This is a genomic window from Alistipes provencensis, assembly GCF_900083545.1.
In the GTDB taxonomy this organism is placed as follows: domain Bacteria; phylum Bacteroidota; class Bacteroidia; order Bacteroidales; family Rikenellaceae; genus Alistipes; species Alistipes provencensis.
In genome coordinates, this window is record NZ_LT559262.1 from 3,039,445 (window position 1) to 3,053,587 (window position 14,143).

General features: G+C 53.4%; 12 protein-coding genes and 1 tRNA gene. 7 read left to right on the forward strand and 6 right to left on the reverse strand.

The annotated features are described in order from the left end of the window. Window positions 1-620: 620 nt before the first annotated feature. Both BN5935_RS11900 and BN5935_RS11905 read left to right on the forward strand, forming a co-directional pair. Window positions 621-1,502, forward strand: a complete 882-nt coding sequence (locus BN5935_RS11900; RefSeq protein ID WP_064976277.1) for a HEPN domain-containing protein — start codon at window positions 621-623, stop codon at window positions 1,500-1,502. Beyond that, a complete protein-coding gene (locus BN5935_RS11905; RefSeq protein ID WP_064976278.1) occupies window positions 1,502-2,152 on the forward strand; it encodes a hypothetical protein in 651 nt (216 codons plus the stop codon). The genes BN5935_RS11900 and BN5935_RS11905 overlap by 1 nt, the downstream gene beginning before the upstream one ends. A gap of 13 nt (window positions 2,153-2,165) precedes the next feature. Here BN5935_RS11905 and BN5935_RS11910 read toward each other — a convergent pair whose 3' ends face one another. Continuing rightward, on the reverse strand, window positions 2,166-3,596 hold the full coding sequence (locus BN5935_RS11910) for a relaxase/mobilization nuclease domain-containing protein (protein ID WP_064976279.1): 1,431 nt from the start codon (window positions 3,594-3,596) through the stop codon (window positions 2,166-2,168). A 2-nt stretch (window positions 3,597-3,598) separates the two neighbouring features. Continuing rightward, complete coding sequence (locus BN5935_RS11915) at window positions 3,599-3,955, reverse strand: plasmid mobilization protein (RefSeq protein WP_064976280.1); 357 nt, start codon at window positions 3,953-3,955, stop codon at window positions 3,599-3,601. Window positions 3,956-5,135: 1,180 nt separating this feature from the next. Here BN5935_RS11915 and BN5935_RS14965 point away from each other — a divergent pair. From BN5935_RS14965 to BN5935_RS11925, 3 genes are all read left to right on the forward strand, one after another. Then, the gene (locus BN5935_RS14965) at window positions 5,136-5,294 is read left to right on the forward strand and encodes a helix-turn-helix domain-containing protein (protein WP_082944130.1); all 159 of its coding nucleotides are present in this window, start codon (window positions 5,136-5,138) and stop codon (window positions 5,292-5,294) included. Window position 5,295: 1 nt separating this feature from the next. Further along, window positions 5,296-5,601, forward strand: a complete 306-nt coding sequence (locus BN5935_RS11920) for a helix-turn-helix domain-containing protein (RefSeq protein WP_064976281.1) — start codon at window positions 5,296-5,298, stop codon at window positions 5,599-5,601. A gap of 148 nt (window positions 5,602-5,749) precedes the next feature. Continuing rightward, the gene (locus tag BN5935_RS11925; RefSeq protein WP_147625831.1) at window positions 5,750-6,463 is read left to right on the forward strand and encodes a hypothetical protein; all 714 of its coding nucleotides are present in this window, start codon (window positions 5,750-5,752) and stop codon (window positions 6,461-6,463) included. On the opposite strand, the gene BN5935_RS11930 is transcribed toward BN5935_RS11925, so the two are convergent. From BN5935_RS11930 to lepA, 4 genes are all read right to left on the reverse strand, one after another. Further along, the gene (locus BN5935_RS11930; RefSeq protein ID WP_064976283.1) at window positions 6,460-7,680 is read right to left on the reverse strand and encodes a site-specific integrase; all 1,221 of its coding nucleotides are present in this window, start codon (window positions 7,678-7,680) and stop codon (window positions 6,460-6,462) included. The two genes, BN5935_RS11925 and BN5935_RS11930, sit on opposite strands and share 4 nt — an antisense overlap. Window positions 7,681-8,000: 320 nt before the next feature. Then, window positions 8,001-8,073, reverse strand: a tRNA-Gly gene (locus BN5935_RS11935). Window positions 8,074-8,138: 65 nt separating this feature from the next. Continuing rightward, window positions 8,139-10,046: an AMP-dependent synthetase/ligase gene (locus BN5935_RS11940; protein ID WP_064976284.1), complete on the reverse strand. Its 1,908-nt coding sequence runs from the start codon at window positions 10,044-10,046 to the stop codon at window positions 8,139-8,141. Window positions 10,047-10,050: 4 nt separating this feature from the next. Then, on the reverse strand, window positions 10,051-11,841 hold the full coding sequence (gene lepA / locus BN5935_RS11945; protein ID WP_064976285.1) for a translation elongation factor 4: 1,791 nt from the start codon (window positions 11,839-11,841) through the stop codon (window positions 10,051-10,053). A gap of 130 nt (window positions 11,842-11,971) precedes the next feature. Here lepA and lysA point away from each other — a divergent pair, with 130 nt between their 5' ends. After that, the gene (lysA, locus tag BN5935_RS11950; protein ID WP_064976286.1) at window positions 11,972-13,138 is read left to right on the forward strand and encodes a diaminopimelate decarboxylase; all 1,167 of its coding nucleotides are present in this window, start codon (window positions 11,972-11,974) and stop codon (window positions 13,136-13,138) included. A gap of 34 nt (window positions 13,139-13,172) precedes the next feature. Further along, on the forward strand, window positions 13,173-14,075 hold the full coding sequence (locus BN5935_RS11955; RefSeq protein ID WP_064976287.1) for a DMT family transporter: 903 nt from the start codon (window positions 13,173-13,175) through the stop codon (window positions 14,073-14,075). Window positions 14,076-14,143: the final 68 nt, after the last annotated feature.

Here is a 14,143-nt window from a genome sequence, read left to right on the forward strand (position 1 = left end):
CGCCCGCATCCGCAAAATAAAAAGGACGGCCGGGCACGGGATTACTTGCGTGTTACTACCAGATTTCAGGGCCATGTCCGCCGTCCTTGTGAAGCCACCGGCAGATACGGCAAGACCCGCCGACCAAGGGCCGACGAATGCCGAAAACGCCTCTTTTCGATTGATTTGCCGTGACATAATACCGGGGTTGAGATTTGTGTGAGTGCGCCCCGGATGGAAATAAAAAAGGGGCGCATTTGCAGCCCCGTTAAGCAGGTCGTGGAAAACCCGAATCAGTAAGCTGTCCTGCGCCCTTGTCTGCCCCGCCCGTAAAGGGCAGGACACAAAAGGACTGACAACTATTATACCTGATTCAAACCCTCCCGCAAGAGGTTTCCACGTTTGCTTAACGGTATAAAGAGTTGTTTACCCTTTATATGTTATGTCCGTCGGCTATGCCGAGTCGAGATAATTCCTTGAAGTTTGCATAGTAGTTGCTTGCCAGTTTGTTCCCGGACGGCCTCTGCCGCCCCTATACAACGAAACTGCTTCAAGAAATCGTGAAACAAATATACGAACAATTTCGAATCTAATACCAACGGGCCGTGTGTTTTTGGAAAAATCTTGCTAATTTTGTGGGTATGAAGAACTCCATCGACTTTCTGCCCGAACGCAAACAGCGGGATTTACGCGAATTGGCCGCACTGATCCGCGACGAGGTGAAAGATGTCGTTATGATTATCCTATACGGGAGTTATGCGGCGAATACCTATGTCGAACGCGACGAACGGCGCGACTACGGCGTGCGGACAATCTACATGAGCGACTACGATCTGCTGGTCGTTACCAAGCGTCGGCTGGGAGAACGGGAAAGCACGGTAGAGGCCCGCGTTAGGGAGCGGTTTGCAGCCGAGAAGAACGACGAGAACCTGCCCCGACCCCAGATTATCAACGAAAGCATCTCCAAGCTGAACGACGCCCTGACGATGGGCCGTTATTTCTACGTCGAGATCGTCGCAAAGGGAATCATGCTCTACGATTCGGGCGAATGTCAGTTAACCACGCCAAAAGAATTGGACTATGCGGAGATTAAGGTAATGGCGGAGGAATATTATAATAAACGAGTAGCAGACGCTAACGATTATTTATGGGGTGCTTTACAATACTATAACGTATCCAAATACGATAAGGCAATTTTTCTTCTTCACCAAGCTACCGAAAATTATTTAAAGGTTATTCCGTTAGTCTATATCCTTTACGGATATAAAGAACATGATCTTGAATTTCTGATCGGGAAATGTAAACCCTATACGTTGGAACTGGCAAAAGTATTCCCCTGCGACACGGACGAAGAAAAACGCCTGTTCGACCTGTTGCGCCGCGCCTATCTGGAGGCACGCTACAATGACAAATTCGTTGTAACGAAAGCCGACATCGACGCCCTCGTCCCCAAGATCGAACTATTGCGCAATATTACAGAAAGGATTTGCATAGAGCGTATCAATAAATATCTCTCAATATAATGAAAGAAGTACTTATTACTATTATAAGCGCGATAGGGCTTGGTAGTCTTATTACCTTTTTTATCAAACGATATGATGAGAAGAAATCCATAAAGCAAAAGGCATTAACAGACACCTTGAATCATATTTGTGGATATAGTAAATCTATTTCAGAATTTATGCTGGAACATACTTATGCATTTAAAGAATTTAATGACAGATATGTTATCCCAGATAGCCTTGACTCGGATATTGACGTCCAAAATAAAGATATAGCTCAACTTGAAGAAATGCAAAGTCATGGCGAGGTAGATTGTGTAGAATATAATTCATTGCAGCAGAAAATATTTCAACAGCAAATTGCATTAAAAGATAAGTTGACTGAAATTCGTAATAATAGAAACAAAGAAGAGCTTAAATTCGTTGCAAGATTTAAAGAATTGAGAACAAATATATCATCATATAATAATCTACTCAATATAACAAAAGTGAATGGAAGTAAATATCCAGACATTTATAAAGCAATTGGGGAACTTGACGTTAATACTGTGGCAATTTTACTCTTTGACGAAAAAATAATTGCTAAAGAGAGTCTGAAATTATTTGACTTATTTGCGAAGCAGCTTAATCAGATAGAAAAGATCAAGTTTCTTATCAACAAAAAAAATTAGCTCCAATGCTTTATTATATTCCCCGCCCCTTCTTCTGTTTCGAAGATATTAAGTTGTAGGTTTTTACCTGCGGCCTCGGTTTCTGTTGCTGTTCCGGTTTCACCTGCGATTTCGGCTCGGGTTTCATCTCTTGCGGCTGTTGCACGGATAATACGCACTCGGTCAGCATGTCTTTCTGTCCGGGCTTTGATTCCACCCCGAACCGGAGGCGGTAAGGCGTTCCGTCCTGTCTGCGGAACGCCTTAATCAACCCCTGTTCGGAATACAACTGTTTCTGTTCCTGCACCGTCAGCCGACAGCCTTTTGTCGCCGTAACCAATTCACGGGTAAAGGCTTCATCCCTGCGGCGCAGGGCGATAAGGGTGTATTGCACCCCTCCTGCATTGTCGAACCAGTATTCGCGCAGCATATTTGCATCGCTGTGGCGAACGATTATCCGCAGCATCCGGTTCTCCTGCAACTGCCGCCATTGCTCCTGCGTAAATCGTGTACCGCCGATTTCGACCTGCTGCGGCGCGGAGGGTTTCGGTACGGCTGAAGCCGGTTGTGTCTGCTGCGACTGTTGCAGGCGGGGTGTTTCTTCCCGCTTGACCTGCGGCGGTTGCGGCCTTTCTGCTTTCCGCGGCTTCGGCGTTGTGTCGCGTTCCTGCTCCCGCCGTCTTTCCCGCATGTATTTGATCTCCTCATCGGCCGTTTCCCGTGCCAACGTCTCGACCCGTTCGCGGATCGTCTTCGACAATCCGGCATAGCTGAATTTGCGGTCTACCTGCGAGCCTTTGAATGTCAGTCCGTCTTTGGCAAAGGTTACGCCCTGAACCGCTTTCTTCGGGTCGTTGCCCCGGTGGATGAACTGCATGCCGATCCCCTGCCGTTTCAGCTTGGCCGACAGGTCGGTTATCCGGTCGCATTTGGGCAGGATGCGGGTTATGGCGTCGAATACCTCCTGTCGCACCCTGTCCGCTCCGTGGAGCCGTTCGGTCTTTATGTCTTGCCTGCCGTTGGAGAATGTCAGCCCGTATCGGCGTTTAAGCTGTTTGCAGACTTTGACGTTCCGGCGGCGTTCGTTCTTATCCGCCACAAGCGTCCGGTCGTATTTCACCCGGTTGTAGATAATATGCAGGTGGGGATGTTCCGTGTCGTTGTGCCGGGCAACAATATACTGCGTGTCGGCAATTCCCATGCGCTCCATGTAAGCCGCCGCCAGTTCCCGCATCCGCTCGTCGGTCAGCGTCGGTGCATCGTCCCGGTGGAACGAGAGCGAGATATGCCCCACGACCTTTGCAATCTCCCGGCGGGCCTTGCGCTGGAAGTTGAAGTCGTCGATTATCGACCGGATGCTTTCGGTATCTACCCCGTCGCTCTCCAGCAGGCGGGCTTTCTCTTTCATGAGGACATACTCGACGGCTCCGCCGAACGATTTGCCCGTTACGATTTTTCCTATCATTGCTACTCTCTTTTCAGTTTGGCAATCATCCGATTGTAAAACCGGATGATCCGGATCAGCTCCGCTTCCCGCGTTGCGGCTCCTGCGGCATTCTGGGCTTTGGCAAGCTGGTTCAGGTTGTTCTTCTCGCGGGTCAGCTCGGCGATCAGGCCCAGTTCTTCGGGACTGGCCGGGGCAATGACTTTTCCGGCAAGCACCATTTGCCGGGCATATTCCGACAGGGTCAGCCTGCCTTTCGCTGCGCTTTGTTGCAAAGTTTGCATCTGGGCGGCCGTTACGCGGAAACGGACGGTTTCGGAGTGCTTTGCGGCGGCGGTTTTGGGCGGTCTGCCGCCCTTGTTCTTTCGGTTCTCGGCCATGCGCGAACCCGTGTTAGTTCAGCGCATGGCCGCACGTCCGACCGTTGCCGGATGACCGAGTAAAACGAGTGAAGCGGGCACGGTCGTAAACCCGCGTCGCAGACGCCCCGAATCCCAAGCCCGCGGCGACCGCAGGGAGTGGCGGGCGGTTCGGAATGCGACCCGCGCCGGGAGCAGTCCGAATGGGATGGCCTCGCAGAGCAAGGTTGTTTGAAGTGGTCGCAAAAAATGCCAACGGCAGATTTTTGTGGCACGAAAACACAACCTTGCTTCTTCTGTTTTCGGGAGCGGTCGATGCCGGGGCTAAAGCCCCGAACACGGCACGCAGGGTCTGCCCCTCAAACCGCGCCGCCATAGGTCGGCGATGGTAAGGGGCAACACGCGCGGGACGTGCCGCATCGACGCTCACGCAAAGGCGCAGGCGGACAGAGCGGGAAAGTCAGTACCCCGAAAGGCGGGAGATCGGAGAGTTGATTTCAGGGCGGGCGGCTCTTCACGACGGGCGGAAGATCGTCGGGGTGGAATGGATGGTTCGGGTAGTCATAAACACGTCGGATTTTAAGGTTTGCGGCGAAGATAATACACAATTTGCCAATCTGTTACACGACTGACATTATTGCGCCCTGCTGCGCAAAACTGCTCCGTAGTATGGACAAAACCTCCGGATGTTGGATTTTGGCACTGATACCCCGAAACTGCGGCTGATTTTGTCCGGTTTTCGGGGTCAATTAGCACCGTTCATAACCGTTCACTACCCGGACAGCACCAAGTCGGGACGCTGCCCTTATCTTGCCGCCAAGTTTGCAGGAACGCCGAGGGGAGAGGCCGGGAGTTATGCCGCGGAATCCGTCCGATTCATGAGGCCAATTAGGGCGAATGAGGGAAAACGAGGGCGTAAACAGTACAAAACAGCGAGTTGCCCCTTATCTTGTCGTCAAGTTTGCGGGGATACCGAGAGTAAACGGCCTAGGACGGTTTGGGGCGGACGCGCTTTTGAAGACTTTTGATTCGGTATTACCATGCAAACGAAATTTTAATAAACCTTTTAATTCAAATTTTTATGACAAGCATTTGCATGAACGAGCGCGTATGAAGAGCGCTCACGGAACGGCTGAAAACATTGGCTGCTCAATCACAACGAACAAGGACGCGTTACAATCCGCCGTCGCCTGACGGCTGACTGGATGGGCCGGAAGTCTGTCAGTTGTTACGGATTTCCAAGCGCACGCTCCAAAGCTACCGCGACAGGCGGGTACTGCCCTATTCGAATGTCGGCGGTAAGTTCTTCTACCGGGAAACCGACGTAACCGGGTTTCTGCGGGCGCGGACAATCATGTAGCATGGAATCGGACTATTTAACGATGGAGAGCGAGGAAGTCCGGGAGTTGCTCGCTATGATCGACCGGGCCGAAGAAACCCTGCAACTGGCTGCTGCGAACTATCAGCCATTAATAGGCTCAGAGTGCTATCTTACTGGGGAGGAAGTTTGCGAATATCTGCACATCTCTCCCCGAACCTTGCAAACGCTCCGCGATACGCGGCAGATACCGTTTGTCGCAATAAGCGAGCGCAACATCCTCTATCCCGAATCGGCGATCCGGGAGACGCTGACAAAGAATTACAAACCAACCTACCACCCGCAATAGGTCGGGCTATGTAAACGAAAGGCGGGGCGCATCAGGGATCATTCCGATCCCGTGCGCCCCGCCTTTCTTGTTATCCCTTTTTATATTGCTATTTATTGCATTGGTCAGAATATTATTAACTTTGTTTTGATTAATAATTCCTAAGGATATGAAGAAAATCAAAAAGCGGTCTCAATACTTTTCAACTATCCGGCTCGATTTGACCTTGTATGCAAGCGTTAGTTTTATATTTGTAGTGGTTTATGAAATTTGGCTAATCCACATACCTGCGATTTTTCCCTCTGCCGATAGTATTGGCAGAATATTTAACATGTTGCTTTCCGGTTACTTACTTGCTTATCTAATTTATCTGGTAGATCACCATGCAGAAGAGATGAGAGCTTTTCGCAAGATATATCCTATTGTTGGGCAACATATTGTCGATATTATCAATACCGGAAAAGGAATAATTCATAATATGGCAAATGTACAAAATATCAATGAAATTGCCGATTATCCTGATAAGAAAACTGTATTCCAAATTTTCGACAATCTAAAGCTCGGTGATAGGACTGCCCCTATGGTAGATAGCAAAAATCTAAAGAAGCTTACTTGGATAGAATACATTTCGTATGTAAATTTATATAATGGGCAAAATATTATGGCTATCTTTTTTTTCGAGAAGTATATAGATGCAGAATTAATGGCAATCTTATCCAAGATACGCGGTTGCTTTTTTATGTCCATTTTTGATAATCCAATAATTGATCGGATGAAGAATGACGGCGGTAATTTTGCATTTATGTATGAGGAGTTTTTGGATTTGATTCATCAACTTGACGATTATTATAAGAAGCACATCGCTTTATTTTCTAAAATCTAATTTAACAGACTTCCGAATTTCTGCATCTCCCGGCCTATCAAGCCCTCCGAGAACTTGGCATAGTGCCGCGTCATATTCGTATTGGTGTGGCCGAGAATCTTTGCCAATACGTCTATGGGCATTCCGTATTCAACAGCCAAACAAGCGAACGTATGCCGGGCGACATGCGTCGTCAGCGTCTTGTCGATATTGCAGATGCCCGCCAGTTCTTTCAGATAGGCGTTCATTTTGCTGTTGCTCGGTACGGGCAGCATCTTTCCGCGCTGCCTGCAATTCGGGTCGTGCTCGTACTTTCGCAGAAGTTTCACCGGATGCGGCAACAAGGGGATGCGGCTCATTACGGCGGTTTTCTCGCGGGGCTTGTGAATCCACAACTGCCCGCTATCATCCGCGCTGATATGTTCCGGGCGCAGGTGGTCGGCATCCGTAAAGGCAAGTCCCGTTAGGCAGCAGAACGCGAACACGTCCCGGATGCGTTCTATCCGCTCGTTCTGCATAGGTTTGGTTATCAAAACATCCAATTCCGCTTTGGTCAAGTGGTCTTTCGACTTGTTGTGTTCGGGTTTAAGTTTGTAGTACTGAAACGGATTCTTTTCGATCCACTCGTTGCGGATAGCGTACAGCATAAAGTTCTTCAAACAGCACAACAGATTGACCGCACCGTTGGTCTTGCAGTTATGGGCCGTCTGGATAAAGGTGTTCAGTCCGTCGAGGTACTCGTAATTAACCATATCCAGCGGAATATCTTCCTTTTTGTATTGCGCCTGCATATACTCTTTCAGGTAGCGAAGCAGGCGGTGATACTTGTTCGCCGTGAGTTGGGTGATCCGTGTTCCGACCTCTTTCTGCCGTTTGTCACAATATTTCCCAAACTCAGCAAGAAACAAACGCGCATTGCCCGCGGGGTTTTCAAGCCGGTGTTTGATAGCAAAGTACGTCGGCTCTTTGCCCTCCTTGATTAACTGGTCATAGGCCGCGAGGACATTGGCCCGGTAGCTGGCGACGATGCTGTTGATCTGTTGGTCTATCTCGTCCTTATAGAGTGACCGTTCAAGCCGTTGATTCCAACGCTCCGGTTCGATTTGGCATCGCGTGTAAATCTCCGTAGCCGTGCCGTAGGTCTTGATGCGCACATAGATCGGGGCCTTGCCCTTTTTCGTTACTTTGGTTTTCTTGCAAAAGAAAACCACGCTGAAAGTTCGCCGAGCCGAGGGCATAGCCGAACTTGTTCGAGCTATGCCGAGGCGAGAATGAACTTCAACTTTGTTGAAAGTCTTTCTTTCCATACTGCTGTAAATAGTTTGTTAGTAATACGTTTACAGCATAGAATTGTTGCGGGGCAAAAAGCTGATAATTAATGCAATAACTTACATTAGTGACCTATTTCGGGTCCGAGCGAAACAGGTCACCGATAAGGTCGTAAAAACCTGCATTCCGTTGCTTTTTTCGGCTTCGACCTAAAAACGAAAAAACCTTACATATCATTGATACATAAGGTTTTTACTCTTTATTTCTGCCTCTTTCTCAAGGCTTCCAGAGCGGAAAACGGGATTCGAACCCGCGACCCTCAGCTTGGGAAGCTGATGCTCTACCGACTGAGCTATTTCCGCATTACGGAGTACAAAGTTACTCCGTTTTTTTTATTTGTCAAGTTTTCGGCTGCCGAAAAATGCGCTTAACCCACGATTTTTTTCAGTGACGCGAGATTCTCGGGATTTTTCAGGTTGCGGCCCTCGGGTGTGTAGAGATAATCCAGCCGACCGCGGAAATGCTCCTCGACCTTGCCGCGCACGACTTTCATCGTGCTGTTCACCAATCCGTTCTGCTCCGAGAACGCTTCGTCGACGATCGCCAGTCCTGCGGGCAGCCACCGTTCAGGGAACTCCCCGGCGAAGACGCCTCCGGCGCGGTAACGGTCGATCTCGGACCCGAGGATTTCGGCAGCCGCGGCGGCGCGCTCCCCTTCCGGGACTTTGCGGGCCTCCAGTTCGCGGCGCAGCGCTTCGCGATTGGGCACCACGATCGCCCCCGTAAACGGGTCCTGATTGTTGTGGACGATGATCTGGTCGATGTAGGGCGACTTGTCCACGATCGCCTCCTCCATGCCTTCGGGGCTGTATTTCTCACCGTCCGAAGCGATCAGCAGACTCTTGAAACGTCCTAGCACATAGAGAAAATCGTCCTCCGAAACATAGCCCATGTCCCCCGTGTGCAGCCATCCGTCGCGCACGGTGTCGGTCGTCGCCTCGGGATTTTTCCAGTATCCGGCCATGACGTTCTCTCCGCGGATGACGATCTCGCCTTTTTGTCCGCGGGGAACCTCCCTGCCCTCCTCGTCGAGTATCTTCAGATCGAGCGGAATGAGTATCTTGCCCGAGGAACCGAAGCGGTGCCAGTGGTATTTGGGCGAATTGGTTGAGATGACGGGCGTGGCTTCCGAAAGCCCATAGCCCTGAAACATCGGAATGCCGATGGCGTAGTAGAAACGCTGCAACTCCGCATCGAGCAGCGCCCCGCCCCCGACGAAGAATTTCAGGCTGCCGCCGAACGCCTCGCGGACCTTGTGGAACAATACGGCGTCGAACAGCGCCACGAAAGGCTTCAATAGGATGCGCCAGCCGCTGCCCTTGCTGTACCCGTCGCGGTTGTAGGCGTATGCCGTGCGGAGTGCGAGATGGAAAAGCCCCTCGGTGAATTTGCCTTTGGCCCGGATGGAACTCTCGATCCCCTTGCGGAAATTCTTGGCCAGCGCGGGCACCGACAGCAGAAAATGCGGCTTCACCTCGCGGATGTTCTGCGGGATGTTCTTGAGCGTCTCCATCGGCGTCGCCCCGACCTGCACCGTGGCTACCGAAGCACCGCAGGCGATCATGATGTAGAATCCCACGACGTGCGCAAAGCAGTGGTCCAGCGGCAGGATGATGAGTGTGCGGTAATACGGCGGAATATCGACGCGCGACAACGCCTGTTCGACGTTGGCGGTGTAGTTGCGGTGGGTCAGGATGACGCCTTTCGGGTCGGACGTGGTGCCTGACGTGTAGGTGATCGTGGCGTAGTCGTCGTTCCGGATCGCCTGCCCTATTTTCAAAAACTCCTCCCGGTTCTTGGACAGGTAGTCGCGGCCCAGCCGCTTGAGCGTCCCGTAAGCGGTCTCCCCCGAATCGAGCGGGATGTGTCCCAAGACGATCACCTGCTCCAGTTGCGGCAGCTCGGCGCGGATGCGGCGAATCTTCGGCAACTGGTATTTCGACACGAAAACGGCCTTGACCTCGGCATGCTGCAGGCGGAACAGCAGGTCGTTCGACTCTTCGAGCTTCACCGACAGCGGGACGCTGATCGCCCCGGCATAGAACAATCCCAACTCGGAGATGATCCAGGCGTTGCTGCCCTCGGCCAGTATGGCCACCTTGTCCCCGGGGCGGATGCCCGTCGAGGCGAGTCCCGCTCCGACCTCCAAAGCCTGTTCCTTGGTCTCGGCATAGGTCGTTGGTTCGAATTTGCGGTGGCGCTTTTCGAGCAGGAAGGTCTTGGCCCCGTACTGCTCGACGGATGTTTCGAAGAGGTCGATGATGGTCTTTTTCATGGCTCTAATCCATTTTTAACACGGCGAGGAATGCCGACTGGGGAACTTCGACGTTACCGATCTGACGCATGCGCTTCTTACCCTTCTTCTGCTTCTCGAGCAGTTTGCGCTTGCGCGAGATGTCGCCGCCGTAGCACTTCGCCGTCACGTCCTTGCGCACGGCCTTGACCGTCTCGCGGGCGATGATCTTGGCGCCGATGGCGGCCTGTATGGCGATGTCGAACTGCTGGCGCGGGATCAGCTCCTTGAGCTTCTCGCACATCTTGCGCCCGAAATCGTAGGCGTGGTCCGTGTATGTCAGCGACGAAAGGGCGTCGACCGGTTCGCCGTTGAGCAGAATGTCCAGCTTGACGAGTTTTGAGGGCTGGAATCCCGTGCGGTGGTAGTCGAACGAGGCGTAACCTTTCGAGATGCTCTTGAGCTTGTCGTAGAAATCGAAGACGATCTCCGACAGCGGCATGTCGAAATTGACCTCCACGCGGTCCTGTGTCAGGAACGTCTGGTTTTTCATCACGCCGCGCTTGTCGATGCACAGCTTGATGACGTTGCCCAGAAACTCCGACTTGGTGATGATCTGGGCCTGAATGTATGGCTCCTCGATCTTGTCGATCTTCGTCACCTCGGGCAGTCCCGAGGGGTTGTGCACCTCGACCACGTCGCCCTGCGTCGTGGTGATGCGGTACGACACGTTGGGCACGGTCGTGATGACGTCCATGTCGAATTCGCGGTACAGCCGCTCCTGAATGATCTCCATGTGCAGCAGTCCGAGGAATCCGCAGCGGAATCCGAATCCCAGCGCCAGCGAGCTCTCGGGTTCGAACGTCAGCGAGGCGTCGTTCAGTTGCAGTTTCTCGAGCGACGCGCGCAAATCCTCGTACTCGTCGGCCTCCACCGGATACAGACCCGCGAAGACCATCGGCTTCACGTCCTCGAATCCGGCGATGGCCTCTTTGGCGGGATTCGTCACCGAGGTGATCGTGTCGCCGACCTTCACATCGGCCGAGGTCTTGATTCCCGAGCAGATATACCCCACGTCCCCGGCCTTGATCTCCTGCCGGGGCTGCATCTTGAGCTTCAGCACACCTATTTCGTCGGCGTCGTACTGGCTGCCCGTGTTGAAGAATTTCACATGGTCGCCCTTGCGCATCGTGCCGTTGAATACGCGATAGTAGGCGATGATGCCGCGGAACGGGTTGAACACCGAGTCGAAGATCAACGCCTGCAGCGGCGCGTTCTCATCGCCCTCGGGGCCCGGAATGCGGTGCACGATGGCTTCCAGCACCTCCTCGACGCCCAGCCCCGTCTTTCCCGAAGCCAGCAGGATATCCTCGTCCTTGCATCCTATGAGGTCGATCACCTGATCCTTCACCTCGTCGATCATCGCCGCATCCATGTCGATCTTGTTCAGCACGGGGATGATCTCCAGATCGTGCCCCACGGCCAGATAGAGGTTCGAAATGGTCTGCGCCTGAATGCCCTGCGTCGCGTCGACCACCAGCAGCGCCCCTTCGCACGAGGCGATGGCGCGCGACACCTCGTAGGAGAAGTCGACGTGTCCCGGGGTGTCGATCAGGTTGAGCGTGTACTGCTGACCGTCGCGGGCCGTGTACTCCATCTGTATGGCGTGGCTCTTGATGGTGATGCCCTTTTCGCGCTCGAGGTCCATGTCGTCGAGCACCTGCGACTGCATTTCGCGCTGGTTCAGCGTGTTGGTTTTCTCCAGCAGCCGGTCGGCAAGCGTCGACTTGCCATGGTCGATATGGGCTATGATGCAGAAATTGCGGATGTTTTTCATATATATTCTAAGGGACCAAATTCATTTGGTCGCAAATATACGAAAAAATTTGAATATATCGGGCCTCTGTAACTTGTCGGAATGGTACAAATTACTTATATTTGCGACTTCAATCAAGTAGTTAGGTCACATGTTAAGCAGACAAATCGCATCCAAGCTCCGGGGCTATGAAACCCCGTTCTACCTCTATGACATGGCGCTCCTGCGCCAGACCCTCGAAAGCGTCGTCTACGAGTCGAAAAAATACGGCTATAAGGTCCACTACGCCATCAAGGCCAACTACGACGACCACCTGCTGGCGGTCATCCGCGAATACGGGCTGGGCATCGACTGCGCCTCGGGCAACGAGCTGCGCAAGGCCGTCGAGGCGGGCTTCGACCCCAAGGGCATCGTCTACGCCGGCGTGGGCAAACGCGACAAGGAGCTGAAATATGCCATCGAGCAGGAGATCCTCGCCATCAACTGCGAGTCGATTCAGGAGCTGGAGCTGGTCAACGCCTTCTCGGCCGAGATGGGCAAGGTGACCGACATTGCGCTGCGTATCAACCCCGACATCGACCCCAAGACCAACCACTGCATCGACACGGGTCAGGCCGACAGTAAGTTCGGCATCTCCTACGAGGAGGTCCTCGAACACGCCAAGGAGATCCGGTCGCTCAAGAACATCAACATCATCGGCCTCCACCTGCACATCGGGTCGCAGATCCGCGAACTGCATGTCTTCGAAAATATGTGCAACAAGGTCAACGTCATCGTCGAGAACCTCGAGAAACTGGGCTGCAAGTTCCGTTTCGTCGACGTGGGCGGCGGTCTGGGCGTCAACTACGACGTTCCCGAGAACGAGCCCATCCCCAATTTCGCCTCGCTGTTCTCGATCGTCCACAACCACCTGCGCATCGGCGACCGCGAGGTGCACTTCGAATTCGGCCGTTCGATCGTCGCCGAGTGCGGCGAGCTGATTACGACCGTGCTGTTCAACAAGACCACCGCCACGGGCCGCAAACTGGTGATCGTCGACGCTTCGATGACCGAGCTGGTCCGCCCGGCGATGTACGGCTCGTACCACAATATCGAGAACATCACGGCCAAAGAGGAGGAGGCTCCCAGCGAAAAGTATACGGTCGTGGGCACGGCCTGCGAATCGACGGACGTTTTCGACGAGAACGTCAGCCTGCGCAAGACCCGCCGCGGCGACCTGCTGACGATCAAATCCGCCGGGGCCTACGGCATGTCGATGGCCTCGCGCTACAACCTCCACGATCTTCCCGGAGCCGTTTACAGCGACGAAATCAAATAGATAAAGGCGGCTCCGGCCGCCTTTCCTAATCGCTATGTGGCTCACTTTAGCATTCACGTCGGCAGCGTTGCTCGGCTTCTATGATGCGGCCAAGAAAAAGGCTCTCACCGGAAATGCCGTGCTTCCCGTGCTGCTGCTCAACACGCTCTTCTCGACGCTGATCTTCCTGCCCGCGATCCTCTCGGCGGAGTTCGGCCTCGGGTGGTTCGACCATACCGTGCTGGCCACGGCCCCCGGGTCGCTGGAGGCTCACGGAATGGTCATCCTGAAATCGGTCATCGTCCTCACTTCGTGGACTTTCGGCTACTTCGGCATGAAACACCTGCCCATCACCATCGTCGGACCGATCAACGCCACGCGCCCCGTGATGGTGCTCGTCGGGGCGCTCCTGATCTTCGGCGAACGGCTCAACGCCTGCCAGTGGACCGGCGTCGCGCTGGCCCTCGTGTCGCTCTTTATGCTGAGCCGTTCGAGCCGCCGCGAAGGGGTTGTCTTTTCGCATAACATCTGGATTCTCTGCGTCACCCTCTCGGCCGTCACGGGCGCTGTCAGCGGGCTTTACGACAAATTCATCATGACGCGCCTCGACCCGGTTTTCGTCCAGAGCTGGTACAACCTCTACCAATTGCTGATGATGGCCGCCGTGGTAGCCGTCGTCTGGTGGCCCCGGCGCAACCGCACTACCCCGTTCCATTGGAGCTGGGCCATTCCGCTGATCTCGGTCTTTCTTTCGATGGCCGACTTCGCCTACCTCTATGCCCTGCGCGATCCGGATGCGATGATCTCCGTCGTCTCGATGATCCGCCGCGGTTCGGTCGTGGTGTCGTTCCTCTGCGGGGCCCTGCTGTTCCGCGAGCGCAACCTGCGCTCCAAGGCCGTCGATCTGGCCTTCATCCTCGTCGGCATGATCTTCCTCTGGCTCGGCTCCCGGGCCTAAGAGGCCCGTTTTAGGGGCGACGGAGTGGCATTTGGCGTCCTGTCCAATTCTGCGCTTCCAGCGCAAAA

Bases quoted from the DNA above. Each gene is read 5' to 3' on its own strand.
- lepA (WP_064976285.1), bottom strand. From the start codon at position 11,841: ATGAAAAACATCCGCAATTTCTGCATCATAGCCCATATCGACCATGGC.
- lysA (WP_064976286.1), top strand. From the start codon at position 11,972: ATGTTAAGCAGACAAATCGCATCCAAGCTCCGGGGCTATGAAACCCCG.
- BN5935_RS11955 (WP_064976287.1), top strand. From the start codon at position 13,173: ATGTGGCTCACTTTAGCATTCACGTCGGCAGCGTTGCTCGGCTTCTAT.
- BN5935_RS11925 (WP_147625831.1), top strand. From the start codon at position 5,750: ATGAAGAAAATCAAAAAGCGGTCTCAATACTTTTCAACTATCCGGCTC.
- BN5935_RS11900 (WP_064976277.1), top strand. From the start codon at position 621: ATGAAGAACTCCATCGACTTTCTGCCCGAACGCAAACAGCGGGATTTA.
- BN5935_RS11910 (WP_064976279.1), bottom strand. From the start codon at position 3,596: ATGATAGGAAAAATCGTAACGGGCAAATCGTTCGGCGGAGCCGTCGAG.
- BN5935_RS11915 (WP_064976280.1), bottom strand. From the start codon at position 3,955: ATGGCCGAGAACCGAAAGAACAAGGGCGGCAGACCGCCCAAAACCGCC.
- BN5935_RS11905 (WP_064976278.1), top strand. From the start codon at position 1,502: ATGAAAGAAGTACTTATTACTATTATAAGCGCGATAGGGCTTGGTAGT.
- BN5935_RS11930 (WP_064976283.1), bottom strand. From the start codon at position 7,680: ATGCCCTCGGCTCGGCGAACTTTCAGCGTGGTTTTCTTTTGCAAGAAA.
- BN5935_RS11940 (WP_064976284.1), bottom strand. From the start codon at position 10,046: ATGAAAAAGACCATCATCGACCTCTTCGAAACATCCGTCGAGCAGTAC.
- BN5935_RS11920 (WP_064976281.1), top strand. From the start codon at position 5,296: ATGGAATCGGACTATTTAACGATGGAGAGCGAGGAAGTCCGGGAGTTG.